Here is a 26,076-nt window from a genome sequence, read left to right as displayed (position 1 = left end):
GTCAGAACCCGGGGGCGCCCTGGGCCTTGGCCACCTGCGCGAACTGGTCCTGGATCGCCTGCGCGACCTGCTGCGGGCTCTTCTTGCCGAAGATCATGTCGGCCAGGTAGAGGTGGGTGTCGGGGGCGACGATCGCCTTGGCCTGGAAGACGCCGATGGCCTTCGGCAGGGCCGCGACCTGGGCCTTGGACGCCTCGGGCAGTCCGTCGGGGGTGGGCACGGACGGCTGCACGGACGGGATCTTCATCGTCTTGATGTAGTCCGGGTAGTCCGGGCCGAGCCAGAAGGCGAGGAACTGCCGGGCGGCGTTCTGCCGCTTGTCGTCACCGGTCTTGAAGGCGACGACACCGTTGGTCTGGTCGGGGGAGTACAGGCCGGTGGCCGAGGAGTTGGCGACCGGGAACCAGCCGATCTTCTTGTCGAGCTCGGCGGTGGAGTACTTGGCCTGCAACTGGCTCTGGAAGGACGTGACGTTGAGGACCATGCCGGCGTCACCCTTCCACAGCGCGTCGGCCTGCCCGGTGAAGGTGCCCGTCCGGTAGTTCTTCTGGGCGAGCCCGGCGTCGAGCAGCTTCTCCTTGTACTTCTTGATCGCGCCGACGACGACCGGGTCGGTCCACTTCTTCCTGCCGGCGTTCAGATCGGCCCACCACTGCCGGTCGAGGTCGGTGAGCTGGACCTGCATCTGCCACTGCAGCGGCCACTTGTCGCCGCCGGCCTCGTAGAAGGCGGCCGCATCGGTCTTGTCCACGACCTTGCGGCCGAGGGCGAGCAGGTCGTCGTAGGACTTGGGGAAGTCCTTCTCGCTCAGCCCGGCCTGCCTGAAGACGTCCTTGTTGTAGTAGACGCCGAGCATGGCGGGGCTGGTGACGATCGCCGCGTACCGCTTGCCGTCGATGACGCCGAGGGACCTCTCGGTGTCGCCGAGCTTGGCCTCCCACGGCTCCCCGTCGAGCGTGAGCAGGTTCTGCTTCGGCTGGACGAACGGCAGCGTGGAGATGGACGGCTGCCAGAACATCAGGTCGGGGCGGTCGCCGGAGGCCAGCTTCGTCGGCACGTTCTGCTCGTAGAGGTCCGGGATCGCCTGGGTGTCGACCTTGGCGCCGGTGGCCTTCTCGAAGGCGTCGATGACCTGCTTGGGCGCGTTCACCGTGTTCTGCGCCGTCCACATGGTCAGCTTCACGCCGTCCAGCCGGGCGGTCGGATTCACCGCCGTCCGCTTGGCGTCCGAACCGTCCGAGCCGGAGTCCCCGGCGGTCGGGTCGCTGCACGCGGTGGCGGCCAGGCCGACGGCACATATCAGCGCCAGGGCGGGGAGAGCTCTTGTCTTCATCTCGTGCCTTTCGGAGCAGGCGGTTCGATTCACAAAGCGGGACTCACAACTGCTGGGCCTGTGCGGGCTGTTCAGGCATCGGTGGTTCAGGCGCCGGTGGGCGGTGGCCCCGAGCTCTCCCGCACCACCAGTTCCGGCACGGACACGGGATGCGGGGCGACCGGCGCGGACTCCTCCAGCGCGCCGTGCAGCAGGGCGAACGCGGACCGCCCGAGGCCGGTGAAGTCCAGGCGTACGGTCGTCAGCGCCGGGGTGAGGAACGCGGAGTGCGGGGCGTCGTCGAAGCCGGCCACGCTGACCTCGCCCGGCACCGAGCGGCCGGACTCGTGCAGGGCGCGCAGCACGCCGAGCGCGAGATCGTCGTTGCCGCACAGGATCGCGGTGACGGACTGGTCCTTCGCCAGCTTCAGCCCGGCCGCGTGCCCGCCCGCCGGCCCCCAACTGCTCTGCACGGGGCGGGGTTCCGGGGCGCCGGCCTCCTTCAGCGCCTGCCGCCAGCCGCTGGTGCGGGCGCTGGTGCGGCGGGTGCTGGACGGGATGGCCACGTAGTGCACGGTCTTGTGGCCGAGGGCGAGCAGATGGCGGGTCGCCTGGTAGGCGGCCTCGCGGTCGTCGGCCCACACCCACGGGCGGTCGCCGCCGGGCGGGCTCGCGGGGGTCTCGACCACGCCCACCACCGGCAGCCCGGCGGGCACGGCTTCCAGCGCCCGGACACCGGCCGGATCGTACGCGATCACGACGATCCCGCCGCCCGCGTCCGCCGCGCGCTGCACCTCGGCGGCGACGGCCGCGTCCTCGGCCGACTCCAGCACCCCGATCCCGACCGCGTACGACGCCGCGCGGGCGGCCTCCTCGATGCCCTGGAGGATCGAGGCGTAGCCGTAGTGGGTGGTGTTCGCGGTGAGCACGGTCACGGCCCGGCTGCGCCCGCTGGCCAGGGCGAGGGCGGTCGCGTTGCGGCGGAAGCCCAGCTCCTCGATGGCGGCGAGCACCCGCTCCCGGGTGGACGGCCGGACGCTGGGATGGCCGTTGATCACGCGCGAGACCGTCTGGTACGAGACCCCCGCGGCGGTCGCGACGTCCCTGATGCTCGCCGGGCGCCTTGTGTGACCGGTCACATTCATGCGAGGATTGTGACCGGTCACACTTGGGTCGTCAAGAGACCGTAACGAGGGATTCACGCGGACCTCCGCTCCCCGAGGGCGGGACGGGGTCAGGAGGGGGAGCACCTTGACCGGCACGGCGGATGCGGCGCGCATGGCCTCCAACCAGCGGCAGGACGAGTTCACTTGGGGGCATGAAACTCTCCGGGCCGGGTTCGCCGTCGCCGCCGACGCGACCCTGCGGCTGGTCCGGCTGGCCCACCCCGACGACGACCTCCCCGCAGCCCCGCACTCCGCGCTGCCGCTCGTGGAGCTCACCGCCCTCGGCCACGGCAGCGGCTGGTCCGGTCCCCGTTTCACCGGCACGGCCTTCGGCGCCCGGCTCGCCTACCGGACTCATCGGACGGAGAGACGTGACGGCTGGGAGTGGCTGACCGTCGAACTCCACGACCCGGCGACCGGGTTGACGGCGTTCGTCGAACTCGCCTCACCCACCGGAGTGTCCGTCCTCCGCTCCCGCGTCCGCCTCCGCAACGAGGGCAGTGCGCCCCTGATCGTCCAGTCCGTCAGCAGCCTCCTGCTGGGCGGCCTGCCCGCCCCGGACGCCCTCGACGTCCACCGGGCCCGCAACGACTGGCTCGCCGAGTGCCGTTGGTACGCCGAGCCGCTGCGTGCCGCCGTCGCCGACATCCACGTCGACGTCCACCAGCACGACAGCCGGGCCGCCCTCGCCCTCACCGGGCGCGGCAGCTGGCCCACCGACGGGCATCTGGCCATGGGCGCGCTGACGGAGCGCGGTGGTGGCCGGGCCTGGGTCTGGCAGGTAGAGTCCCCGGCCGGCTGGCGCTGGGACGTGGGCGAACGCGCGCACGGCACCTACCTGGCGCTGAACGGCCCCACCGACGCGGAACACCAGTGGCGGGTCCGGCTCGCCCCGGGCGAGGAGTTCACCACCGTGTACGGGGCCGTGGCGCTCGGGTCCGGTCTCGACACGGCGATCGGCGCCCTCACCTCCTACCGCCGGGCCGTCCGCCGCCCGCACCCGGACCACACCGCCCTCCCCGTCGTCTTCAACGACTACATGAACACCCTGATGGGCGACCCGACCACGGCCAAGCTGCGGCCGCTGATCGACGCCGCCGCGGACGCCGGCGCCGAGTACTTCTGCATCGACTCGGGCTGGTACGACGACGACACCCGGGGCTGGTGGGACAGCGTCGGCGCCTGGCAGCCCTCGCCGCGCCGCTTCCCCGACGGCGGCATCCAGGCCGTCCTGGACCGGATCCGGGAGCGCGGGATGGTCCCCGGGCTGTGGCTGGAGCCGGAGGTCGTCGGGGTGCGCAGCCCCGTCGCGGCGGAACTGCCCGACGAGGCGTTCTTCCAGCGCGACGGCGTGCGCCTGGCCGAACAGGGCCGCCACCAGCTCGACCTGCGGCACCCGGCCGCCCGCGCCCACCTCGACAAGACCGTGGACCGCATCGTAGGCGACTGGGGCGTGGGCTACCTCAAGCTGGACTACAACATCGTGGTCGACCCCGGCACCCAGGGCCCCGGCGACCTCGCACCGGGAGCCGGGCTGCTGGGGCACGCCCACGCCTATCTGGACTGGCTGTCCGGCGTACTGGACCGCCACCCCGGACTCGTCGTGGAGAACTGCGCCTCGGGCGGTATGCGCATGGACGGCGCCACCCTGGCCGTCGCCCAGCTGCAGTCCACCAGCGACCAGCAGGACCCGCTGCGCTACCCGCCCATCGCCGCCGCCGCGCCGACCGCGGTCCCGCCCGAACAGGGTGCCGTCTGGGCCTATCCGCAGCCCGGCTTCGACGACGACCTGATCACCACGACCCTCGGCGGGGCACTGCTCGGCCGCATCCACCTCTCTGGCCATCTCGACCGCATGTCGGACCACCAGCTGGCCCTCGTGCGGGATGCCGTCGCGGCCTACAAGTCGATCCGCGGCGACCTCGCGCGGGCCCTGCCGTTCTGGCCGCTCGGCCTGCCCGGCTGGACGGACGAGTGGCTCGCCCTGGGGCTGAAAGTCCCCGGAGACCGCACGGCGTACCTGTCGGTGTGGCGGCGCGGCGGACCGGCCGAACTGCGCGTGCCCGTCCGGCACATGGCGGGCCGGACCGTCCGTGCGGACGTCCTGCACCCGTCCTCCGCGGAGGCGGGCCGGGCCGTCTGGGACGGGGACGGGCTGACGGTGTCCGTGCCGCGCACGCCCGGCGCGCTGCTGATCCGGCTCACGCGGGACGGGTAGGCGGGCGCCCGCGTCAGCCGCGTACCGTGCTCCCGCTCCCCTCGCGGACGGCATTCCGTTCCCGTGCCTGCCGATGCGCGTCCCGGCGGAACGCCCACGCCATGTCGGGCTCCATGACCCAGCGGAACACCCGCCGCACCGGCGGCGTGCACAGCGCGGTCACGAGCACCGCGGCGAAGACCGTCACCACGGCCACGCCCACGGGCCCGTGGACCCACGCCGGCTCGTACCAGCCCCAGAACTTGGACCCCTGGGCGACGAAGCCGTGCAGCAGGTAGCCGTACAGCGTCCCCCCACCCAGCACCGTGAACCAGGCGCGGCGCCCGGGCACCCACGCGAGGAAGCAAGCGACCAGGACCAGCGAACAGCCGAAGGTCACCAGCGTCATCACGGGCCCGTACCAGGCGGGCGCGGCCAGTTCCTCGGCGCTGTCGCGGTGGTAGAACCAGGCGCCGGTCATCCGCGGGACCGCCCAGTAGGCCACGACGACCGCGGCGGCGAAGACCGGCACGGCCAGCACCCGCGCCGAGCGGCGGCGCACCAGCCGGAAGTGCTCCGGCTTCAGCAGCAGACCGAGGACGAAGTACGGCAGGAACTGAAGGGTGCGTTGCAGGTCGAGATCGTTGCCGACGGACGACGAGAGCGTCGCCAGCATCGCGATGACGAGGGCGACCGGCAGCGGCCACCGCACGTGCCGCCACACCGGCGTGGTCAGCCGCCAGAGGAACAGCGCCGCCAGGAACCACGTCAGATACAGCGGATCCAGCAGGCTGACGGGCCGGTCGGGCTCCTGGTCCGTCCATCGCGTGAACAGCGTGTACGCCGTCTCGAAGACGACGTACGGCACGGCGAGCCCGGTGACCAGACGCCTGACCCGCCCCGGGCTCGCGTCGAAGGAGCGCGAGAAGTAGCCGGAGATGACGATGAACGCCGGCATGTGGAAGGCGTAGACGACCATGTAGAGCGCGCTGACGGTCCTGCTGCCGTCCCGCAACGGCTCCCAGGCGTGCCCGACCGCCACCAGCACGATCGCCAGGTACTTGGCGTTGTCGAAGAACGCGTCGCGCTGCCCGGTCTGCTTCGGCGGGGCGGCGGCGCGTGAGGTACTTGCCCCGGTCTCGCCGCTCCTGGTCGCCACGGCCCGTATGCGCAGGGTGTCCTCGCTCATCGCACCTCCCGCGCACGACGCGGAGGGCACGGACGGGCGGGTACACGTCTGGCCGGAGTGACGGCGGTGGGGTGCCGGTGCGACATCCCCGCCGCCTCACCACTCCGGCCTGGCGTAAACCGCTTTCTGGTGTGGATGTTGCGCGGATCACACCCAGGTGGGTGATACCGCCCGGTCAGCTCACCGAGCAGGCCGCGCCGTTCAGCGTGAAGGCCGTCGGGCTGGGGTTCGCCGTCGCGCGGGAGGCCGTGAAGCCGAGGGTGACCGAGCCCGCCGCGGGGATCGTCGCGGTGTACGAGGCGGCCGCGACGCTGACCTCGGAGCCGCTCTGCGTCGCCGTTCCGCCCCACAGGTTGGTGATGCGCTGGCTGTCCGGGAAGGTCCAGCGCAGTGTCCAGCCGTTGATCGCCGACGTGCCGGTGTTGCGCAGGGTGATCTCGCCCTGGAAGCCGCCGGGCCAGCTGCCCGTGACCCGGTAGCCGACGCCGCAGGACGCCGACGAACCGCCGGAGGACGTCGTGAACGTCACCGTGGCCGAGCGGGGCGAACGGTTGCCGGCGGCGTCGCGGGCGTAGACGGCGAACGTGTAGGACGTGTCGGGGGACAGGCCGGTCAGGGTGGCGGACGTGGTGGCCGTGCTGGTGGCGACCGTCTCGCCGCCCCCGCTGACCCTGACCACGTCGTAACCCGTGACGCCGGTCGCGTCGCTGGCGGCGCCCCACTTCAGGGTGGCGGACGAGGAGGTCACCCCCGTGGCGGTGGGGGCACCGGGAGCCGTCGGGGCAGTGGTGTCACCACCGCCCGAGGAATAGATCGCGGCCTCCTTGGCGGTGGCGGCGATGCCGTTCGCGCCGTTGAAAAGCCGCCGGCCCCAGCTGGTGAGCTGGTCCGGGTCGAAGTTCGTGACCATGTCCAGGTACTCGACCCCGCCGCCGTTGCCGCTCCAGGACCAGCCGAGGTAGCCCAGGTGGAGCTGCTGGGCGACGGCCAGGATGGTGTCCTCGTCGGGGTTGCCGTCCGAGTGGTCGTGGCCGAACTCGCCGACGACGATGGGGAGTTTCGCAGTCACGAACCGGTTCAGATAGTCCGTGATCTCGGCTGCCGTGTCGAAGACGCCGTACATGTGGATCGAGAAGATCGTGTTGGCGTCCGGGTCTGCGGCGAAGACGGAGGCGGCGTTGTCGCGCATCGTGAAGGCCCAGTCCTGGCCCCAGTTGGGCGCGTCGACCATGATCGTGTGGTCGAACCCGGCGTTGCGCAGCTTCTGGATGGCCGCCTTGGTGTCGGCCGTCCAGGCCGTGTAGCCGGTGTTGCCGTGCGGCTCGTTGCCGATGTTGACGATGACGTAGTCCTCCTGACCGGTCAGCGCGCCCTGCACGCTGATCCAGTAGTCGGCGGCACGGGAGAGCGTGACGGCTCCGCTCTGCTCGCCGTACCCGGTGGTGTCGTGCACCTCCAGCACACAGATCAGCCGGTTCTGCTTGCACTGGGAGACGACGTTCGCCACGTCGGCGGTGTCGTTGCGGGTCCAGCGGTCACCGCTGGAGAGGACCACGCGGACGGTGTTGGCGCCCTTGGCCTTGATGTGCGCGAGGGAGCTGATCCGGTTCGGGAACCAGGTGTGGGCGTGGTTGACGCCGCGCATCACGAAGTCGTTGCCGGACGCCTCCAGCAACCGGCCTTTGTCGATGCGGAAGCCGGTGGGGGCGGCGTGCGCCGGTGTGCCGAGGGAGAGGAAGGAGAGCAGGAGGCCGAGGAGGGCGACGGCCACGGTGGCCACGCGCGGGGTGGGGGCGGTGCGGGGTCTCATGGCGGCTCCAGAGGTGGGGGTGGGGGTGGATGGGGCCTGTTCCGGGTCGCGTCCGGTCCCGGGGAGGCAGCGGTGAGTGCGGTGAGTGTGCTGCCGGGCTGGTCCTGGTTCCTGGTCCGGGCCGGGTGTCAGTCGGTGGAACTCTTCGCCGTGCACGTGACGGTCGCCGCCGGGGCGCCGGCCGTTGCCGGGGTGGTGGCGACGAAGCCGAAGGTGGCGCTCGCGCCGGGCGACAGCGCCCCGTTCCACGCCGCGTTCGTGACGGTGGCCGTACCGTCAGCCGCCGTGGTGAGGGTGCCGTTCCAGAGCTGGCCGATGCGCGCGCCGTCCGCCGGTACGACCGTCGCGGTCCAGCCCGAGGCGGCGGAGGCGGACGTGTTCGTGACGGTCACCTCTCCCTGGTAGCCGCCCTGCCACGTGGAGACAGCCCGGAAGCGGGCGGTGCAGGCCGCGGGTTCACCCGGGCCGCCGGGGTTCTCCGGGACGCCCGCGTCGAGGACCGCCGCCAGGGCCGGGAACCAGCGGGCGGCGATCTTGTCATCACCGGAGGCGTTGGGGTGGACTCCGTCGTAGGTGTCCGTGGCGGTGCTGAAGCCCGTCCACTGGTCGACCACGGTGATCGGGGAGCGCTTGGTGCCGGTGGCCCGGGCCCAGTCGGGGATCCGTGCGTTGAAGTCCACGACACGCTGGGCGCAGGCGGCGCAAGTGGCCGGGTTCAGGGGGATGAGCTGCGCCACGAGGATCCGCATGTCCGGATTCGAGGCCCTCATCTGTGTCACGAGCTTGGTGTAGGCGGCGAGGATGCGGTCCGGGGAGATACTGCTCCACACGTCGTTCGTGCCGAAGTGCATGACAACGATGTCCGGGCGCGTGGCCGCGAGCCTGCCCGGCAGTAGGTTCTGATCGGCCACGTTGGTCACCAGCTCACCGCCGTGGCCCTCGTTGTCACCGTCGTGCGCCTGCCCGCAGCCCTGCGGCGGGAGGGTGCCGACGAAGTCGATGTCCTTGTACCCGCTGTTCAGCAGTCGGTTCCAGAGCACCGCCCGCCAGCAGCCCGGCGAGCCGGTGATCGAATCTCCGAGCGGCATGACGCGGACGGGGTCCGCCGCGGGTGCGGCCGTGGCGCGGGGCGCGAAGGTGATGCCGAGGGGGAGGAGCAGGGCGGCGAGGAGGCCGAGTACGGGGACGATGCGTAAGTGCGAGGACGAGTGGCGGGTTCTGCGCATGGGGATTCCCTTCCCTGGATGAGGTGGGAGCGCTCCCATGCATAAAGCCATTGTTGTCATTAACGCGTCAAGAGGGGCGGGGTCCCAGCCGAAGATCATTTGATGACAGTTCCTAGTCGGGGTGGCGGCTCAGGGTTTGGCCGCGGGAGGGCTTTTTGCATGCGGATGAGGAGGGCCTTTGCCGCCGGAGTGGCGGGGCCGTCCGTCGGCCATGCGAGAGCAACCCGGCCGCGGAGGTGGGGGGAGGTCAGGGGGAGGGTGCGAAGGCCGAGAGCGGCTGCGGCTTCGGGCGGGACCTCCGGGAGGATGGCAACCCCGAGGCCGCAGGCGGCGAAGCGTGTCAGCAGGCTCGGCGAGGCGGCCTCGAAGGCGATGCGTGGCTGGAACCCGGCCTGTCGGCAAGCGCGTTCGAGTACGCCGCGTATGCCAGTGCCGCGTGGAAGGCTGATGAGCGGGCGGTCGGCGAGCGCGGTCAGTGGGAGCGCTGTGCGGCCGGCGGGGAGGAGCAGGGGATCCTCCGGGGTCATGGCGGCGACCAGTGGGGTGTCGATCACGACTTGGAGGCTGGTGCCCGGCGGGGGATCGTCGTCGGTGATGCCGACGATGGCGAGGTCGAGTTCGCCGCGACGCAGGGCGGTGAGCATGCGTGCCGAAGTGTCCTCGGTAAGGGAAATCTCCACCTGTGGGTGCTCGTCGTGAAAGTCGGCGAGCAAGGTGGCCAGGTCGTACTCGTCGGTGGCCGCGCCTGAGACCACGCCGATGGTGACATGTCCTCGAACCAGGCCGGTGAACTCGTCCACCGTCTGCCGCATCCCCTCGATGGCCGCAAGTGCTGCCCGCGCATAGGGAAGGACAGCCTCGCCCGCTTCGGTCGTGGTCACCCTCCGGCCGGACCGGTCCAGCAGCGGCTGCCCGAGCTCCCGCTCCAGCTGCCGGATCTGGGCACTCACTCCCGGTTGCGCGACATGCAGGCGGGCGGCGGCGCGGGTGAAGTTGGCTTCTTCGACGACGGCGAGGAAGTACTGCAGCTGGCGGAGCTCCATAAGCAGAGATGCTAGTTGTGAGAATTGCTGTCTCTTGGACTTCTGACGGAGGGTCCGAGACGCTGGTGATCATGGAGACTGCAGCGATGGATGTCCGTGCCGCGATCGCGGCCGAGCGGCGCGAACTGGCGGACGTGCTGGATGGGCTGACCGATGGCCAGTGGGATTCGCCGACCTTGTGCAGCGGGTGGCGGGTGCGGGAGGTCGCCGCGCACATGAGCACGGGATTCAGGTACTCGGCTGGCAGGACGGCGCTGGAGCTCGCCCGGGCGGGAGGCAACCTGCACCGGATGACGGACCGTACCGCGCGCCGCGACGCCGCTGCCCTCAGCCCGCACGAACTCGCCACAGCACTGCGGGACAACGCCCGTCATCCCTGGAGGCCGCCGGTGGGCGGACTGGCAGCGGCACTCGGGCACGACGTCATCCACGGATTGGACATCACCGTCGCGCTCGGGCTCGGGCGGCAAGTCCCCGAGGATCGCCTGCGGATCGTGCTGGGAACCGTCAGGCCGAGTACGCTCCGCTTCTTCAAGGCGAACCTGGGGGATGTCGAGCTGCGGGCCACCGACCTGGAGTGGTCGTACGGCACGGGCACCCAGGTGGCGCGCCCCGCTCAGGAGCTTCTGCTGCTCGCGTATGGGCGCAAGCTCCCAGCGGCGCGCGCGGAGGACTGATGCCGGCGCCATCGCACTTGAGCTGTACCGCACTTGAGATCTGACAGTTGTCGACGGCCGACGTGAACAAGGCGCCCGGCGATTCCGCGTGGCATGGCCGCTCGGACGGCGCGCGGGCGAACCGGTTGAGGGAAGGTGGCGTGATGGAGTACTCGCACGACGACGATGAACTGGTGAACCAGCCGATCGGGTACTGGACGTGGGCCGCGAACAAGACGCTTACGGCGTACGTCAGGGGGCGGCTCGCGGCCATCGGAATCACACAGCCCCAGTGGTGGGTGCTGCACCAGGTGCTCCACAGCGAGACCGGCGCCACCCGGGACGAGGTGATGCGTGCCCAGCAGGCCAACCTGGACGTCGGCGCCGGCTTAACCCCCGACATCGACCTGCTGGTGGAGCGGAAGCTGCTCGTCCTGGATGGGACCGGCCGCCTCCAGATCACCGACGGAGGTAGGGCGCTGCACCAGCGCGCCGCCGAGACTCAGCGCGCCAGCCGGGCGCAAGTGCATGCCGGTGTCCCGGACGAGGAATACCTGATCACCCTGAAGGTACTGCAGCGCATGATGCGCAACGCGGGGGAGACGTGTCTCCGGGCTGATGATCGACCGCGCCACCTGCCGGGAGAGGCCGGTGTTATGCCGCATCGGTGATTTTGCGGCAGGCCCTTAAGCCCTTGCGTCATGAGCAGACGATCCCGCTTATGGCTGGGCGGATCGGACTCCGTACCTTTGCCATGCCATGAGGCATTCGTGACCTGATGCCCAGAGAGCCGAGGTCATGATGGTCGGCGTCGGTAAGGCATGCCTTGGCTAACTCGTTCGCGCGGTGGCCGGGGCGGAGGGCCGGGAGGGCCGCAGCACATGTGGGACGACGCGTTTCCCAGCTTCCTGATCGGGCTGAGGGAAGGGCTGGAAGCCGGTCTCATCGTCTCCGTGCTGGTCGCCACCCTCGTGCGGGCGGACGCCAAGTCCCGTCTGCCGCAGGTGTGGACCGGCGTACTGGCCGCGATCGCGCTCTCGATGAGCTTCGGAGCGGTCCTGACGTTCACCGCGGCCTCTCTCTCCACCGCCGCCCAGGAGGCCTTCGGCGGCACGCTGAGCATCGTGGCCGTCGCCTTCGTGACCGCGATGGTGTTCTGGATGCGCCGCTCCGCACGCAGCCTGGCGGGCGAGATCAAGGAGAAGGTCACCGGGGCGCTGACCATGGACGCCGGCGTGCTCGTCCTCACCTCCTTCCTGGCGGTGGGGCGCGAGGGCCTGGAAACCGCCCTGTTCCTGTGGACCACGGCCCGCGCGGCTAACGAGTCGGCCGGGCCGCTGACCGGCGCGGGTATCGGCCTCGTTCTGGCGGCGGTGCTGTGCTGGGGGCTCTACCGCCGGGTGCTCTCCATCAACCTCACCCGCTTCTTCACCGCTACCGGTGCCGTCCTCATCGTGATCGCCGCGGGCGTGCTCGGCTACGGGCTGCGCGACCTCCAGGAGGGCGGGGTCCTGCCCGGCGGGACGGCCTACGTGCTCGACCTCGGCGGCAGCGTCGACGCAGGGTCCTGGTACAGCACCCTGCTCCAGGGCGTGCTCAACCTGACGCCGACGATGACGTGGCTTCAGGTGGCCGGGTACGTCGGGTATCTCGGCGTGGTGATGACGCTGTTCGTGAGGGGTGTGCGGGGAGTTGCTCCCAGCCCGAGCCCGAGCCCGAGCCCGAGCCCCAGCCCCAGCCCCAACTCCAGCCCCAGACCCGAGCCCACTCGCCGCCGCACCGCCTGGCTCGTCCCCGTCGCCGTGGTCGCCGTGCCCACGGTCCTGGCCGGACTCGTCGTCGCCCTGGCACGCCCCAAGCCCGCCGGGGGCGAGACGGTCGCCGTCTCCGCCAAGGACTGCGGTCAGGGCTTCACCGCCCCCGCTCCGGGGCGGCAGACCTTCCAGATGCGCAACACCGGGGACCAGACGTCCGAGGTGTATCTCATCGACCCGGCCACCCAGGCGATCTACGGTGAGATCGAGGGCCTGGCCCCCGGCACCACCCGGGACCTCGTCGCCACCGTGGCAGGCGGTACGTACGCCTGGCGTTGCGTCCCCGCCGACGGCAAGGCCGTCACCTCCAAGGCGGTCCGGGTCGGCGGCGCCGCCGGTGCCGGGGCCGTCGTCCCCGTCTCCGCGCGGGACCTCGCGGGACCGCTGCGGGCGTACAAGGCGTACGTGAACCGGGGCCTGGCCACCCTCGTCACCGAGACGCGGACCCTCAGCGACGACATCCGCGGCGGGCATCTGGACAGGGCGCGCGTCGACTGGCTGACCGCGCACCGCACCTACGCCTCCCTCGGCGCCGCCTACGGCACCTTCGAGGACTTCGACCGGAAGATCAACGGTCGGCCCGACGGTCTGGTGGGCGGGATCCACGACAAGGACTTCACCGGCTTCCACCGGATCGAGTACGGGCTGTGGCACGGCCGGTCGGCCGGTGAGCTCAAGGGCCCGGCGGGTCGGCTCGCAGCCGATGCGGAGGGGTTGTGGAAGGCCTTCCCGCATCAGGACTTCGACCCCTCGGACCTGCCCCTGCGGGCCCACGAGATCCTGGAGAACACCCTCCAGTTCGAACTGACCGGCGACACCGACCAGGGCAGCGGCACCGCACTGGCCACGGCCGACGCCAACCTCGCCGGTACCCGCGAACTGCTCACCGTGCTGCGGCCGTTGCTCACCACCCGGGCACCGCATCTGCTGCCGACCGTGGACACGGACCTCGCACGGCTCCGGACGCTGCTCGACGCCCAGCACCGCGACGGCCGTTGGACTCCCGTCAGCCGGCTCGGCCGGACCGCGAAGGATCGGATCGACGGGGCCACGGGGCAGCTCCTGGAAGACCTGTCGCCGGTGCCGGACCTGCTCGAGATCAGGAAGTCCGCGTGAGCACCGGCCACCGCCGCCAGCACGACGAACACGCCGAAGGGAACACCCTCATGCCGTCCGCCGACACGCCTCAGCGGGACTGCCCCGCCCACGCCGGCCGTCGTTCCTTCGTCAGGACGGCCCTGGGCGCCGGAGCCGCGGGAGCCGTACTGGCCGGGGGCGGGTCCGCCCTCGCCGAAAGCGGTGACGGCACTGTCCGGGCCGCCGACGGGACGGACGCCGTCGTGCCCTTCCACGGACTTCACCAGGCCGGGATCCTCACCCCCCAGCAGAAGGCCGCCGCCTTCGTCTCCTTCGACGTCATCGCCGGCGATCGCGCGGAACTGGCCGACCTGCTGCGGACCCTGACCCAGCGGGTCCGTTTCCTCACCGCCGGCGGCACCCCGGCCGACCTGGGTGTCGGCGCCCCGCCCTCGGACAACGGCATCCTCGGTCCGGTCGTCCCGGCCGACGCGCTCACGGTGACCGTCGGCGTCGGCGCCTCCCTCTTCGACGACCGCTACGGACTCGCCGGGGCGAAGCCGCGCCGGCTCACGCCCATGCGCACCTTCCCCAACGACAACCTGAACCCCGCCGAGTGCCACGGCGACCTGTCCCTCCAGATCTGCGCGGCCCGGCAGGACACCGTGCTGCACGCGCTGCGCGACATCGCCAAGCACACCCGGGGCGCGATGCAGATCCGCTGGCGCGTCGACGGCTTCCAGAACGCGCCCCGGCCCAGCGGCGCCCCGCGCAACCTGCTGGGCTTCAAGGACGGCATAGCCAACCCGGACGTCGCGTCGTCCCGCGAGATGGACCACCTCGTCTGGGTCGGCCAAGGGCAGGGCGAACCCGGCTGGGCGACCGGGGGCAGTTACCAGGTCGTCCGGATCATCCGGATGCTCGTGGAGTTCTGGGACCGCGTCTCGCTGACCGAGCAGGAGCAGATGTTCGGCCGGCGCAAGGACACCGGTGCTCCGCTGGACGGCGCCAGGGAGACCGACAGCCCGAACTACGCCAAGGACCCGCACGGCACCGCCATCCCGCTCGACGCCCACATCCGCCTCGCGAACCCGCGCACCACTGCGACCGACGACTCCCGCATCCTGCGCCGGGGTTACAACTACGACCGGGGCGTCGACAGCGTCGGAAACCTCGACATGGGCCTGGTCTTCTGCTGCTACCAGCAGGACGTGCGGCGCCAGTTCGAGGCCACGCAGACCCGCCTGATCGACGAACCCCTCGTGGACTACATCTCCCCGACCGGCGGCGGATACTTCTTCGCCCTGCCCGGCGTGCGCTCGCCCTCCGACTGGTTCGGCCGGGGACTGCTCTCGGCCTGAGGCCCGTCTCCAGGCGTGAAGTCCCGTCTGTGTCAGAGGTGTTGACCGGGCTGTGTAAACGTTTTAGCTTCCCTTCACCGGATGCGCCGAGGTGAGGGGGAGCCGTGGCAACTGCCTTACGGGAACGAGCAGGCACAACGGGTGTTGACCCGGGTCGAGGCGATCCCAACGGGGTGAAGCACGAGCGTAAAGGTTTTCAGAGCCGGACATTGTTCCTGCTCATGCTGCCCGGCGTCGCCTACTTCCTGCTGTTCCACTACGGCGCACTCGTCGGCAACGTCATCGCGTTCAAGGAGTACGTGCCGTTCGACGGCCTGTGGGGCAGCCCCTGGGTGGGGCTGGGCAACTTCCAGCGCATGTTCGAGGACGCGGCGTTCTGGGACTCGGTCCTCAACACCCTCTGGATCGCCGTCCTCCAGCTGGTCTTCTACTTCCCGGTGCCGCTCGGTCTCGCCCTGCTGCTGCACACCCTCACCTGGAGCTCGGTGCGCCGGTTCGTGCAGTCCGTGGCGTATCTGCCGCACTTCATCTCGTGGGTGATCGTCGTCGCGCTGTTCCAGCAGGTGCTGGGGGACACCGGCCTGCTCAACAGCGGCCTGAGCGGGGCCGGTCTGCACACCGTCGACATCATCGGCAACCCGGACGCGTTCCAGCCGCTCGTCGTCGCCCAGGTCATCTGGAAGGACGCCGGCTGGGGCACGATCATCTTCCTCGCCGCGCTCGCCCAGGTCGACGAGCAGCAGTACGAGGCCGCCGCCCTCGACGGCGCCGGACCCTGGCGGCGCTTCTGGCACGTCACCCTGCCCGCCATCCGCCCGGTGGTCGTGCTGCTGCTCATCATGCGGCTCGGCGACATCCTCTCCGTCGGCTTCGAGCAGATGCTGCTGCAACGCGACGCGGTCGGACCGGAGACCGCCGAGGTCATCGACACCTTCGTCTACTACCAGGGCATCGTCGGCGGCGACTACGGATTCGCGGCCGCAGCGGGCCTGTTCAAGGGTGTCGTCGGCGCCCTCCTCGTCTACGCGGCCAACAAGGTCGCCCACCGCCTCGGCGAACAGGGGGTCTACAAGTGAGCGCGTCCGCACGGCCCGGCTGGATGGAGAAACCCCGGCCGCTCACCCAGACCGCCAAGGCCCTCGCCCTCGCCGCGGTCGTGCTGCTGGTGTGCGTGCCGTTCCTGGTGATCGTGTCGACCTCGCTGGCGTCCACCCGGGAGGTCGTCGACAACGGCGGCTGGGTGCTGTGGCCCACCGAGCCCTCGCTCGACGCCTACCGCGACATCTTCGACGGTGGCATCGTCACCCACGCCCTCGGCGTCAGCGCCGGTGTCACGACCGTCGGCACCCTGCTCAGCCTCGCCTGCACGGTGACCCTGGCCTACGCGCTGTCCCGCCCGGGCGTCTTCGGCGGCAAACCCGTCCTGCTGCTGGTGCTGTTCACGTTCCTCTTCCCGCCCGGCATGATCCCGAGCTTCCTGCTCGTCAAGGAACTCGGCCTGCTCGACTCGTACGCCTCGCTCGTCCTGCCGGTCCTGGTCAACGTGTTCAACCTGGTCGTCCTGCGCGGCTTCTTCCAGTCGATCCCCGAGGAGCTGTACGAGTCGGCCCGGCTGGACGGGGCGGGGGACTGGCGGGTGCTGGTGTCGGTGGTGCTGCCGCTGTCCAAGGCCGCGCTCGCCGTCGTCGGCCTGTTCTACGCCGTGGCCTACTGGAACTCCTGGTTCTACGCCTCGCTGTATCTGGAGAGCGACCACTGGCCGCTCCAGCAGGTGCTGCGCACCTATGTGGTGGCCGGTGCCGGACTCACCGACGCCACCACCGGCGAGGCCACCATCACCGCTCCGCAGACCGTGCAGATGGCGGTGCTCGTGATCGCCACCGTGCCGATCCTGCTCGTCTACCCCTTCCTGCAGAAGTACTTCACCAAGGGCGTGCTCACCGGCGCCATCAAGAGCTGACCCAAGCCGACACGAGGTGATTCACCCATGCCCCGCATGTCCCGACGCACCCTCCTGCGCTCCATGGCAGTGGGCGGTGCCGCCGTCTCCGCCCCCGGTCTGCTGACCGCCTGCTCCTCGGACTCCGGCGACGGCGACGTCTCCAACGCCGGCAGGAAACTCGCCCCCTGGCCCGCCTACCGCCCGGCGACCGGGCCGAAGCCGGACCTCGTCCCCACCGAGGAAGGCGTCCAGTCCGGCTACACCTCCTACCCGTCCGACCTGGTCAAGTCCGTCTCCCGCGCCCCGGGCGACGGCTCCACCGTCCGCGTCATGACCGTCTCCTTCGGCACCCCGCCCAAGCCCGCCTCGCAGAACCGCTTCTGGGCGGCCGTCGAGAAGGCCCTCGGCGTGAAGATCGAGTACACGATCATCTCCCAGGCGGACTACCAGAAGAAGATGGCCACGGTCATGGCCGGCGACGCCGACGCCCTGCCCGACATCATCAACATGTTCGCCGGCTTCACGCTGCCCCGAGAGGCGCAGTTCGTGCAGCGCCGCGCCCAGGACCTCACGCCGTACCTGTCGGGCGACGCGATCACCGACTACCCCAACCTCGCCAACATCCCCACCCACGCCTGGCGCGACATGGGCCGCATCGGCGGCCGCATCTACGGCATCCCGCTGGAACGCCCGCTGCCCGGCTCGACCCTCTGGATCAACCGGGACATGTTCGCCGACGCGGGCATGAAGGAGGGCTGGACCGCCGAGGACTTCACCGCGGTGGCCCGGCGGGGCACCCGCGGCAGGACCTACATGCTCGGCGCCGCCAACGGCTCCCTGTTCGGCAACGGCTTCCACTCCGCCGCCCACAACGCCCCCCAGCGCTGGGCCGTCACCAAGGACGGCACCTTCCTGCCGGCCGCCGCCGACGAGCGCTACAAGGCGTCCATCGCCTTCCAGGCCCAGCTGCGCAAGAACGGCTCCTACCACCCCGACGCCACGTCCATCTCCCAGATCGACCTGACGACCCTCTACTACAACGGCACCGTCGGCTCCATGCAGGACGGATTCGGCGCCTACCTGCCCAAGTACCGGGAATCCAAGGGCAAGATGAGCCCCGCCGCGGCCCTGCCGTACAGCGTCGGCGGCGAGCCCGGCGGCATCGTCGCCGCCCGCCGCTCCTTCGGCTACACCGTCCTGAAGCAGGCGAAGAAGGAGCGCATCGAGCTGCTGCTGCGCATCCTCGACTACCTCGCCGCGCCCTTCGGCAGTCAGGAGTGGGAACTCGTCCACTACGGCGTCGAGGGCGTCCACTTCACCCGCGCCAAGGACGGGTCGCCCGAGTTCACCAAGCTCGGCGAGGTCGAGAACAACACCAACCTGCCGCTGAAGTACCTCGCCGAAGGCCCCCAGGTGCTGTTCGTGCCCGGCATGCCCGACGCCGTGCGCGCCCTGCACGCCTGGCAGCTCGAGGTCGTACCGCACGCCATCCGCGACGCCTCCTTCGGGCTCCAGTCCGCGACGAACAACTCCCAGGGCGCCACCCTCAAGGCGTTCCTGGACGACACGATCACCGGGATCATCGCCGGGCGCCTGCCCATGTCCGAGTGGGACGCGGCCGTGAAGAAGTGGCGGAGCCGGGGCGGCGACAGAATGGCCGAGGAGTACGCCAAGGACTACGCGGCCAACACCTGAGCAGCGGTGGGCCGAAGAGGAGACGCGGGGGATGGGGAACGACATGGTGTCCAAGGGACGGGTCACGATCCGCGAGGTCGCCGAGCGGGCGGGCGTGTCGACGGCCACCGCCTCCCGCGCGCTCAGCGGCAACCACCCGGTGCCCCCGGCGACCCGGGCCCGGGTCCTGCGCGCGGCCCGCGACCTCGACTATGTGGCGAACGCGCACGCCCGCGCCCTGGTCGGCGGCGGCCGCAAGATGGCCGCCGTCGTGGTCCGCCAGGTCACCAGCCCCTTCTACGCCCAGGTCGCCGAGGGCGTGGAGGCGGAGGCCGCCGACCGGGGCTGGCTCTGCGTCGTCGGCGCCACCGGCGGCGACGCGCAGCGCGAGATGGAGTTCGTGCAGCTCATGCGGGAGGAGGGCGCCCGGCTGGTGATCCTGGTCGGCGGGGTCGTCGAGGACGACGCCTACCGCGAGCGCGTCGCCCACTACGCCCACGCCCTCGACTCCTCCGGAGCCCGGCTGGTGCTCTGCGGCCGGCCCGCGCCCGACCCGGACATCCCGGCGCTCGTCGTCGAGTTCGACAACGAGGCCGGGGCCCGCGCCGTCACCGCCCACCTGCTGTCGGCCGGCCACCGCAGGATCGTCTTCCTCGGCGGACTGCCCGGCAACACCGCCCTCGACGCCCGCGTCGCCGGCTACCGGGCCGCCCTCGCCGAGCACGGGCTGCCACCGGAAGCCGCACACGTCGTCGACTGCGGCCTCGGCCGGGCCGCCGGCCACCGCGCCATGACCGAACTCCTCAAATCGACAACGGAGTTCACCGCCGTCTTCGCCGGGGACGACATGGTCGCCGCCGGCGCGCTGCGCGCCATCGCCGACACCGGACTGCGCGTCCCCGGCGACATCTCCGTCGTCGGCTACAACGACATCCCACTCGCGGAGGACTTCAACCCGCCCCTCACCACCGTCCGCACCCCCGCGGAGGAACTCGGCCGCGCCGCCGTGCGCATCGCGCTGCGCGACCCCGAGCACGCCGCCGGGGCGCACCATCTGCTCGGCACCCACATCGTCGTACGCGACAGCGTCGGCGCGCCCCCGCCCGGGCGCGCCCTGTGACCAACGGAGGAACCGCACCCGCATGAGCGCGCCGCACGTGTCGCTCCCCGACCCGACGCACTTCCCCAACCTGCCCCACCTGCCACCCCCCGATCCGCTGACCTCGCCCCTCACCGGCTGGACCCGCGCCCACTGGGAGGCGATCGCCGACCGCCTCCTCGACGCCCTGACGCCCTACGCCACCCCGGGCCTGGCCCAGTACCGGCTGCCCGGCCCGCCCAGCCACTCCGGGCCCTGGTCGGACGGTCTCGAAGGGTTCGCCCGCTCCTTCCTGCTGGCCGCGTTCCGCGTCGCCGGTTCGGGCGGGCAGGGCGTGTCCGGCCTGATCGAGCGGTACGCGGCCGGGCTCACGGCCGGCACCGACCCGCGCGGCCCCGACCGCTGGCCGCCCATCACCGACCGGTCCCAGCCCATGGTCGAGGCCGCGTCCCTCGCCATCGCCCTGCACGAGACCCGCCCGTGGATCTGGGACCGGCTCGACGACCGGATACGGCAGCGGGTCGCCGACTGGCTCGGCGGCTTCGTCGGAGCCGTGGTCAACGACTCCAACTGGCGGCTGTTCCAGGTCATCACCGAGGAGTTCCTCGCCTCCGTCGGCGCCCCGCACAGCCGCACGGAGATCGACGCCGGCCTCGCACGCCTGGAGGACTGGTACCGGGGCGACGGCTGGTACACCGACGGCGACGGCCGCAAGTTCGACTACTACAACGCCTGGGCGCTGCACCTCTATCCGGTCCTGTGGGCCCGTATCGCGGGGCCGCGCGCCGACCCCCGGCTGGTGGCGGAACACCGCACGCGCCTGCGGTCGTTCCTCCACGCCCATCAGCACTTCTTCGGCGCCGACGGCGCCCCCGTGCACCAGGGCCGCTCCCTCATCTACCGGTTCGCGACGACGGCCCCGCTGTGGGCGGGCGTCCTCGCCGCCGCCACCCCGCTGCCGCCCGGCCGCACCCGCCGCCTCGCCTCCGGGGCGCTGAAACACTTCGCCGAGCGCGGTGTGCCCGACGCGCAGGGGCTGCTCACGCTCGGCTGGTACGGGCCCTTCCTCCCCGTCACCCAGCGGTACTCGGGCCCGGCCTCCCCGTACTGGGCGAGCAAGGCCTTCCTCGGCCTGCTCCTGCCCGCCGACCACCCCGTGTGGACGGCGCCCGAGGAACCCGGCCCGGTGGAGACGGCCGACGCGCGCCTCGCGTTACCGGCGCCGGGCTGGCTGCTGCACTCCACCGCCGCCGACGGGATCGTCCGGCTCGTCAACCACGGCAGCGACCGCCTCCCGCCCCCGCCGGCAACGGCCGAGGACAGCCCGCACTACGCCCGGTTCGCCTACTCCAGTGCGACGGCGCCCGAGACTCCGGCGGACCGAGCTCCTGACAACCACATCGCCCTGCTCGCCCCCGACGGCACACCCACCCCGCGCGGCCGTATCCACCCCCTCGGCGTCGAGGGCAGGCGGGCCGCCTCCTGGCACCGGGCCCAGCTCCCGGGCGACGGCGAAGGACACCGCATCGAGACGGTCAGTGTGGTGCACGGCCCCTGGGAGGTCCGCGTGCACCACGTCGACGCGCCGCCCGGCACTCCCGTGCGCGAAGGGGGCTGGGCCGTCGCCGACGACACCGTGCCACCGGCCGCCCGGACCGGCCCCGGCTGGGCACTGGCCCGGCGCGCGGACGGGCTCACCAGCACGGTCGCCGGCCTGCACGGGTGGCAGGACGCCGGAGCGGCGGTGGCACACGCGGTCGGCACCAATGCCTGCGGCCACCACTCGGCGACCCCGTACCTCACCCTGCCCGCCCACCCGGGCGGCACCAGCCTCCTGGTGACCCTCATCGTGCTGAGCGCCGACCCGGAGACGAACGGCGACCCGGACGCGTGGCGTTCAGGACCGCGCGTACGGGTCGCCGCGACCGGCGAGGTGGAGATCCGCTTCCCGGACGGCACCCGGGAACGGGTGCGGCGATGACCGGGTCAGGCCGCGGCGCGGCCCCGCGTCACCGCCTTCCTCACCAGCGGCCAGGCCAGCAGCAGGACGATCACCGCGTACACCGTCACCGCGAACGGCGTGTTGAACAGCCCCGTGACACTGCCGTCGCTGATCTGCAGCGCGCGCCGCAACTGCTGCTCGGCGTTCGGCCCGAGGATCACGCCGATGACGGCGGGCAGCACCGGCAGGCCGTAGCGGCGCATGCCGAAGCCGATCAGGCCGATGATCAGCAGGATCACCAGGTCGATCACCTCACCGCCGACCGCGTACGCGCCGACCGCCGCGAAGAACATGATCCCGGCGTACAGGTACGGCCGCGGAACGCGCAGCAGCTTCGCCCACACCGGCGCCAGCGGCAGGTTGAGCGCGAGCAGCAGCACCATGCCGACGAAGAGCGAGGCGATCAGGCCCCACACCAGGTCGGGTTCCCGCTCGAAGAGCAGCGGGCCGGGCTGGATGCCGTACTGCTGGAAGGCCGCCAGCATCACGGCCGCGACCGCCGTGGTCGGCAGGCCCAGGGTCAGCATCGACACCAGGGTGCCCGCCGCCGAGGCCGACGCCGCCGACTCCGGGCCGGCCACACCCTCGATGGCGCCCTTGCCCCACTCGTCCTTGTGCTTCGACAGACGCTTCTCCGTCACGTACGACAGGAAGGTCGGGATCTCCGCGCCGCCCGCCGGGATCGCGCCGAACGGGAAACCGATGACCGGGCCGCGCAGCCATGACTTCCAGGTCCGGTTCACATCCCCGCGCCCCAGCCATGGCCGCCCCACCGGGATCGGCTCCGGCGGCCTGCGCCGCAGATGCGCCGCCACCCACAGGGCCTCGCCGATCGCGAACAGACCGACCGCGACGATCACCACGTCGATGCCGTCGGCCAGCTGCAGCGAGCCGAAGGTCAGGCGCTGCTGGCCGGTCATCTGGTCCAGGCCCACCAGGCCCAGGGTGAGGCCGATCAGCAGGGAGGCGAGGCCCCGGATGCGGGACGAGCCCAGCACCGACGTCACCGCGATGAACGCCAGCACCATGATGGCGAAGTAGTCCGGCGCGCCGATGTCCACGGCCAGCTCGGCGACCGTCGGCGCGAGCGCCACCAGCAGCATCGTGCCGATCAGGCCGCCCGCGAAGTGCCCGACGGCGGCCGCCGCGAGGGCCTGCGCGCCGCGCCCGGACTTGGCCATGGGGTTGCCCTCCATGGCCGCCACCACCGCCGCGCTCTCGCCGGGCGTGTTGAGCAGGATGGAGGTGGTCGAGCCGCCGAACATCGCGCCGTAGTAGATGCCGGCGAACATGATGAACGCGCCGGTCGGCTGGAGCCCGTATGTCACCGGCAGCAGCAGCGCGACCGCCATCGCCGGGCCGATGCCGGGCAGCACGCCGATCGCCGTGCCGAGCAGCACACCGATCGCGGCCCATAGCAGATTGACCGGGGTGAGGGCCGTACCGAAGCCGTCCAGAAGGGAGTTGAAGGCATCCATGTCACAGCACTCCCATCAGCGGACCGCCGGGCAGGGGCACGCCGAGCAGGTTGTTGAAGACGACGTAGGTGACGAGGGACAGCCCGGCCGCGATGAGCGGATCGCGGTCGATCCGGCGGCTGCCGAGCGCGAACGCCGCACCCCAGAACAGCAGCGCGCCCGCGACGGGAAAGCCGAGCGGCTCGATCAGGACAGCCGAGCCGAGGAACACCCCGGCGAGCAGCAGCACCGTGCGCCAGTCGGCGGGCTCGGACAGGTCGATGTCCTCACCGCCCTCGGCCTGGCCCCGGCCGCCGCGCAGCACGTCCACGGCGAGCAGCGCGGCGATCACCAGCAGGCCGGCGCCGACCACGACCGGCACCGTCCTGGGGCCCACCGGCCCGCGCTGTGCGATGTCGACGTCCATGGTGAGCGTGTCGGCCAGGACGAGCACGCCCAGCACCAGCAGCAGTGCGCACACGCCGAGTTCGGAGTGCTCCCGCAGCCACGAGCGCCGCTCGCCCTGCTCCGCGGGGGGAATCCCGGTGGTCTGCGTCGTCACAGTCCCAGCTCCTTCAGCACCGACACCACGCGCTTGTCCTCGGCGTCGAGGAACGCGCCGAACTTCTCCCCGGTGAGGAAGGCGTCGTCCCAGCCGTTCTGCTCCAGGGACTTGCGCCATTCGTCCGAGCCGTGCAGTTCCTCGAGCAGCCGCACGAGCTTGCCGCGCTCCCCGTCGGACAGGCCGGGCGGCGCGACGATGCCGCGCCAGTTGGTGAAGTTCACGTCGTAGCCGGCCTCCTTCAAGGTGGGCGCGTCCAGCCCCTCGACGCGCTCGGGGCCGGTGACCGCGAGGAGACGCAGTTCGCCCGCCTTGATCTGGTCCAGGTACTCGCCGACGCCGGACACACCGAAGGCGACCTTGTTGCCGAGGATCGACGCGAGCAGCTCGCCGCCGCCGTCGAACGGGATGTAGTTGACCCGCTTCGGGGGAATCCCGGCGGCGCGGGCCATCAGCATCGGCGCGAGGTGGTCGGGCCCGCCGGGCGAGGAGCCGCCGCCCACCGGGAGCTTGCCCGGGTTCTCCTTCCAGGCGCCGATGAGGTCGTCGATCGTCTTGTACGGCGAGTCCTTGGCGACCACGACGACGTCCTGCTCCTCGGTGAGCCGGGCGATCGGCGTGGTGTCGCCGAGCGTCTTCGGCGCGTTGTTGGAGCGGACGGCACCCACGACCCCGAGGCCCATGGACATGGCGAGCTTGCCGTTGCCGTGCTCGCTCACCAGCCGGCTCAGCCCGACGGTGCCGCCGGCGCCGGGCAGGTTGAACACTTCGATGTTGTGGGTCAGTTCGGCGTCCTCGGCGTTCTTCGCGGCCGTGCGGGCCGTGATGTCGTAGCCGCCGCCGGGCGTGTTGGGGACCATGAAACGCAGCCCCGGGATCTGTGTGCCGGTCTCGGAGCCGCTGCCGGTGGTCAGCAGCGGTGGTCCGACGAGCACGAGCACGGCGGCCCCGAGCAGGGCGAGGGGGGTGCGCAGGCGCACGAGTGCCACCACCTGTCGGTACGTCGTTGCGGGTAGGTAAAGGCCCTGTGGGGGAGGGTGACGTGGGCCACATGGTGCACCGGCGCCGACGGGCTGTCTCTCTTGCGGAACCAACGGAGGTTTTGGTCTTTGTGGTCACCGGACCGAAGGGAAGGTCGGGCGGTGCGCGGCACGAACGCCGCGCGGCCCCCGGCTCACCGGGCGGGCGCGGCGCAGCGCACGTCCCGGTCCGGCAGGCGCCCCGTGGTCAGGTACGCGTTGACCGTGTCGTCGACGCACGGCACGTCGTGGACGCCGTACACCGCGTGCTGGTCGGCGCCGGTCACGGTGATCAGCCGCGAGGAGGGCCACATGCCGCGGACCGCCTGGGCGCCGTCGTAGTAGGTGCGCGGGTCCCCGGTCGCGTTGACCAGCAGGGCCGGCAGGTCGTCCCGGATCGTGGTCGGGCGCTCGCGCGGCCGGTCCCAGAAGGCGCACGGGTTGAGGTTGTTGGTCACGGGCGCGAAGAGCGGGTCCTGCGCGCGGGTGCGCTGGACGTCGCGCCAGTAGATCTCCGGGTCACGCGGAGCGGCTCCGTCACTGCCGTACGAGTAGCCCAGGCAGGAGATCCGCCGTTCGCCGAGCGCGGCCCGGACGACGTCCATGTCACGGGCGGTGTTGCGGGTGGTGGCGTGGGGGAGGACATCGCCCGCGTGGGTGCGGCAGCGCTCGGCGAGGTCCTTCGAGAACGCGGCCATGCGGTCGAAGCCGGCCCGGTCCTCACCCGCCCCGCGCCACGCCGAGCCGGTCGGCCAGTGGCAGTCGAGGGGTGTGCTGCGGCCGGCGAAGCGGGGGTCCACGCCGACCACGTCGTACCGGGCGCCGACGTCCTTCATCGCCTTGCGCACCCACGGCGGGTCGCCGAGGGTCTGCCCGCCGGGTCCGCCGCCGTTGAGCAGCAGCGGGCCGACGCGGCGGTCGGTGTCGGTGGCGGGGATCCGGGAGATCGCGACGGTGATCGTGCGGCCGCCGGGGTCCGAGTAGTCCAGCGGGACGGTCACGTCGGCGCAGCGGGCACCCGCCTGCTCCAGTTCCTTGCCGGTGGTGTCGTGCGGTCCGAGGACGCAGCTCTTCCAGGTCAGGCGCTGGTGGTGGTGGCGGGCGAGGTGGTCGGAGCCGGGGCTCGCCCCGGCCGTGGCGGGCGGTGCGGTGAGGGCGAGGGCGGCGGCCGTCAGGGCGAGGGTGGCTCGTCGCGCGGTTCCCGGGAAGCGGGATAACACGGGTGGGTGGGTGTCCCTTCTGTCGCCGATGCCCCCTCGGGAATGGCAGGGACATGCCGGAGACGAGCGCTCGGTGCGACAGAACGCTAGGGACGGGCCGCGGTCCGATCACTCCGGCTGGCAACCCGGTTCCTGGTGGGGTCAGCACCAGCGTCCATGGTGGTGACAGCAACCCGAATCTCACCCCCGAGCTGGGAGAACGCCAGGACAGACCTTGTGCAGGTCGCTGCAGGGGGGTTGTCCAGACATT

20 protein-coding genes are annotated in these 26,076 nt (G+C 71.5%); 10 read left to right on the top strand and 10 right to left on the bottom strand.

Going from position 1 to position 26,076, the window contains the following annotated elements; translation table 11 throughout:
• Position 1 precedes the first annotated feature (1 nt).
• Complete coding sequence (locus AC07F0_RS20820; RefSeq protein WP_478980802.1) at positions 2-1,333, bottom strand: ABC transporter substrate-binding protein; 1,332 nt, start codon at positions 1,331-1,333, stop codon at positions 2-4.
• A gap of 86 nt (positions 1,334-1,419) precedes the next feature.
• On the bottom strand, positions 1,420-2,457 hold the full coding sequence (locus AC07F0_RS20815) for a LacI family DNA-binding transcriptional regulator (RefSeq protein ID WP_478980800.1): 1,038 nt from the start codon (positions 2,455-2,457) through the stop codon (positions 1,420-1,422).
• Between the two features lie 133 nt (positions 2,458-2,590).
• On the opposite strand from AC07F0_RS20815, the gene AC07F0_RS20810 reads away from it, so the two are divergent.
• Positions 2,591-4,696: a glycoside hydrolase family 36 protein gene (locus AC07F0_RS20810; RefSeq protein WP_478981028.1), complete on the top strand. Its 2,106-nt coding sequence runs from the start codon at positions 2,591-2,593 to the stop codon at positions 4,694-4,696.
• Positions 4,697-4,709: 13 nt separating this feature from the next.
• Here AC07F0_RS20810 and AC07F0_RS20805 read toward each other — a convergent pair whose 3' ends face one another.
• The 4 genes from AC07F0_RS20805 to AC07F0_RS20790 form a co-directional block, all read right to left on the bottom strand.
• On the bottom strand, positions 4,710-5,864 hold the full coding sequence (locus tag AC07F0_RS20805; RefSeq protein WP_478980798.1) for an acyltransferase family protein: 1,155 nt from the start codon (positions 5,862-5,864) through the stop codon (positions 4,710-4,712).
• 175 nt (positions 5,865-6,039) lie between these two features.
• Positions 6,040-7,674: a cellulase family glycosylhydrolase gene (locus AC07F0_RS20800; protein WP_478980796.1), complete on the bottom strand. Its 1,635-nt coding sequence runs from the start codon at positions 7,672-7,674 to the stop codon at positions 6,040-6,042.
• Between the two features lie 128 nt (positions 7,675-7,802).
• Complete coding sequence (locus AC07F0_RS20795) at positions 7,803-8,900, bottom strand: GDSL-type esterase/lipase family protein (RefSeq protein WP_478980795.1); 1,098 nt, start codon at positions 8,898-8,900, stop codon at positions 7,803-7,805.
• Between the two features lie 95 nt (positions 8,901-8,995).
• Positions 8,996-9,943 (bottom strand): LysR family transcriptional regulator, encoded by a 948-nt coding sequence (locus AC07F0_RS20790; RefSeq protein WP_478980794.1) that lies wholly within the window; start codon positions 9,941-9,943, stop codon positions 8,996-8,998.
• Positions 9,944-10,014: 71 nt separating this feature from the next.
• Here AC07F0_RS20790 and AC07F0_RS20785 point away from each other — a divergent pair, with 71 nt between their 5' ends.
• From AC07F0_RS20785 to AC07F0_RS20745, 9 genes are all read left to right on the top strand, one after another.
• Complete coding sequence (locus AC07F0_RS20785) at positions 10,015-10,620, top strand: maleylpyruvate isomerase family mycothiol-dependent enzyme (RefSeq protein WP_478980793.1); 606 nt, start codon at positions 10,015-10,017, stop codon at positions 10,618-10,620.
• A 143-nt stretch (positions 10,621-10,763) separates the two neighbouring features.
• Positions 10,764-11,270 (top strand): MarR family winged helix-turn-helix transcriptional regulator, encoded by a 507-nt coding sequence (locus AC07F0_RS20780; RefSeq protein WP_478980791.1) that lies wholly within the window; start codon positions 10,764-10,766, stop codon positions 11,268-11,270.
• 210 nt (positions 11,271-11,480) lie between these two features.
• Positions 11,481-13,529, top strand: coding sequence for an iron uptake transporter permease EfeU (gene efeU, locus AC07F0_RS20775; protein WP_478980789.1), 2,049 nt, complete (start codon positions 11,481-11,483; stop codon positions 13,527-13,529).
• Positions 13,530-13,579: 50 nt separating this feature from the next.
• Entirely contained in the window at positions 13,580-14,851 is a 1,272-nt protein-coding gene (gene efeB / locus AC07F0_RS20770; protein ID WP_478981026.1) for an iron uptake transporter deferrochelatase/peroxidase subunit, read from the top strand.
• Between the two features lie 221 nt (positions 14,852-15,072).
• On the top strand, positions 15,073-15,927 hold the full coding sequence (locus AC07F0_RS20765) for an ABC transporter permease (RefSeq protein WP_478980787.1): 855 nt from the start codon (positions 15,073-15,075) through the stop codon (positions 15,925-15,927).
• Complete coding sequence (locus tag AC07F0_RS20760; protein ID WP_478980785.1) at positions 15,924-16,811, top strand: carbohydrate ABC transporter permease; 888 nt, start codon at positions 15,924-15,926, stop codon at positions 16,809-16,811. The genes AC07F0_RS20765 and AC07F0_RS20760 overlap by 4 nt, the downstream gene beginning before the upstream one ends.
• A gap of 27 nt (positions 16,812-16,838) precedes the next feature.
• Entirely contained in the window at positions 16,839-18,488 is a 1,650-nt protein-coding gene (locus tag AC07F0_RS20755; RefSeq protein WP_478980783.1) for an extracellular solute-binding protein, read from the top strand.
• A 31-nt stretch (positions 18,489-18,519) separates the two neighbouring features.
• Complete coding sequence (locus tag AC07F0_RS20750; RefSeq protein WP_478980782.1) at positions 18,520-19,587, top strand: LacI family DNA-binding transcriptional regulator; 1,068 nt, start codon at positions 18,520-18,522, stop codon at positions 19,585-19,587.
• A 22-nt stretch (positions 19,588-19,609) separates the two neighbouring features.
• Positions 19,610-21,547: a DUF2264 domain-containing protein gene (locus AC07F0_RS20745; protein ID WP_478980780.1), complete on the top strand. Its 1,938-nt coding sequence runs from the start codon at positions 19,610-19,612 to the stop codon at positions 21,545-21,547.
• 5 nt (positions 21,548-21,552) lie between these two features.
• On the opposite strand, the gene AC07F0_RS20740 is transcribed toward AC07F0_RS20745, so the two are convergent.
• From AC07F0_RS20740 to AC07F0_RS20725, 4 genes are all read right to left on the bottom strand, one after another.
• Complete coding sequence (locus AC07F0_RS20740; protein WP_478980778.1) at positions 21,553-23,046, bottom strand: tripartite tricarboxylate transporter permease; 1,494 nt, start codon at positions 23,044-23,046, stop codon at positions 21,553-21,555.
• Between the two features lies 1 nt (position 23,047).
• Positions 23,048-23,587 (bottom strand): tripartite tricarboxylate transporter TctB family protein, encoded by a 540-nt coding sequence (locus tag AC07F0_RS20735; protein WP_478980776.1) that lies wholly within the window; start codon positions 23,585-23,587, stop codon positions 23,048-23,050.
• Positions 23,584-24,567 carry a Bug family tripartite tricarboxylate transporter substrate binding protein gene (locus tag AC07F0_RS20730; protein WP_436728368.1) on the bottom strand — a complete coding sequence of 328 codons (984 nt, stop codon included), beginning with the start codon at positions 24,565-24,567 and terminating at the stop codon, positions 23,584-23,586. Before AC07F0_RS20730 ends, AC07F0_RS20735 begins: the two co-directional genes overlap by 4 nt.
• Before the next feature lie 194 nt (positions 24,568-24,761).
• A complete protein-coding gene (locus tag AC07F0_RS20725) occupies positions 24,762-25,826 on the bottom strand; it encodes an alpha/beta hydrolase (protein ID WP_478980774.1) in 1,065 nt (354 codons plus the stop codon).
• Positions 25,827-26,076 lie beyond the last annotated feature (250 nt).

This window comes from Streptomyces sp. NPDC045955 (assembly GCF_056430805.1).
The sequence above is the reverse complement of the archived record's forward strand: the minus strand, read 5'-3'. Positions and strand labels throughout refer to the sequence as shown.

What these genes read in the sequence shown, in the direction of transcription:
- AC07F0_RS20820 (WP_478980802.1), bottom strand. Translation starts at nt 1,333, where the DNA reads ATGAAGACAAGAGCTCTCCCCGCCCTGGCGCTGATATGTGCCGTCGGC.
- AC07F0_RS20815 (WP_478980800.1), bottom strand. Translation starts at nt 2,457, where the DNA reads ATGAATGTGACCGGTCACACAAGGCGCCCGGCGAGCATCAGGGACGTC.
- AC07F0_RS20810 (WP_478981028.1), top strand. Translation starts at nt 2,591, where the DNA reads ATGGCCTCCAACCAGCGGCAGGACGAGTTCACTTGGGGGCATGAAACT.
- AC07F0_RS20805 (WP_478980798.1), bottom strand. Translation starts at nt 5,864, where the DNA reads ATGAGCGAGGACACCCTGCGCATACGGGCCGTGGCGACCAGGAGCGGC.
- AC07F0_RS20800 (WP_478980796.1), bottom strand. Translation starts at nt 7,674, where the DNA reads ATGAGACCCCGCACCGCCCCCACCCCGCGCGTGGCCACCGTGGCCGTC.
- AC07F0_RS20795 (WP_478980795.1), bottom strand. Translation starts at nt 8,900, where the DNA reads ATGCGCAGAACCCGCCACTCGTCCTCGCACTTACGCATCGTCCCCGTA.
- AC07F0_RS20790 (WP_478980794.1), bottom strand. Translation starts at nt 9,943, where the DNA reads ATGGAGCTCCGCCAGCTGCAGTACTTCCTCGCCGTCGTCGAAGAAGCC.
- AC07F0_RS20785 (WP_478980793.1), top strand. Translation starts at nt 10,015, where the DNA reads ATGGAGACTGCAGCGATGGATGTCCGTGCCGCGATCGCGGCCGAGCGG.
- AC07F0_RS20780 (WP_478980791.1), top strand. Translation starts at nt 10,764, where the DNA reads ATGGAGTACTCGCACGACGACGATGAACTGGTGAACCAGCCGATCGGG.
- efeU (WP_478980789.1), top strand. Translation starts at nt 11,481, where the DNA reads ATGTGGGACGACGCGTTTCCCAGCTTCCTGATCGGGCTGAGGGAAGGG.
- efeB (WP_478981026.1), top strand. Translation starts at nt 13,580, where the DNA reads ATGCCGTCCGCCGACACGCCTCAGCGGGACTGCCCCGCCCACGCCGGC.
- AC07F0_RS20765 (WP_478980787.1), top strand. Translation starts at nt 15,073, where the DNA reads ATGCTGCCCGGCGTCGCCTACTTCCTGCTGTTCCACTACGGCGCACTC.
- AC07F0_RS20755 (WP_478980783.1), top strand. Translation starts at nt 16,839, where the DNA reads ATGCCCCGCATGTCCCGACGCACCCTCCTGCGCTCCATGGCAGTGGGC.
- AC07F0_RS20750 (WP_478980782.1), top strand. Translation starts at nt 18,520, where the DNA reads ATGGGGAACGACATGGTGTCCAAGGGACGGGTCACGATCCGCGAGGTC.
- AC07F0_RS20745 (WP_478980780.1), top strand. Translation starts at nt 19,610, where the DNA reads ATGAGCGCGCCGCACGTGTCGCTCCCCGACCCGACGCACTTCCCCAAC.
- AC07F0_RS20740 (WP_478980778.1), bottom strand. Translation starts at nt 23,046, where the DNA reads ATGGATGCCTTCAACTCCCTTCTGGACGGCTTCGGTACGGCCCTCACC.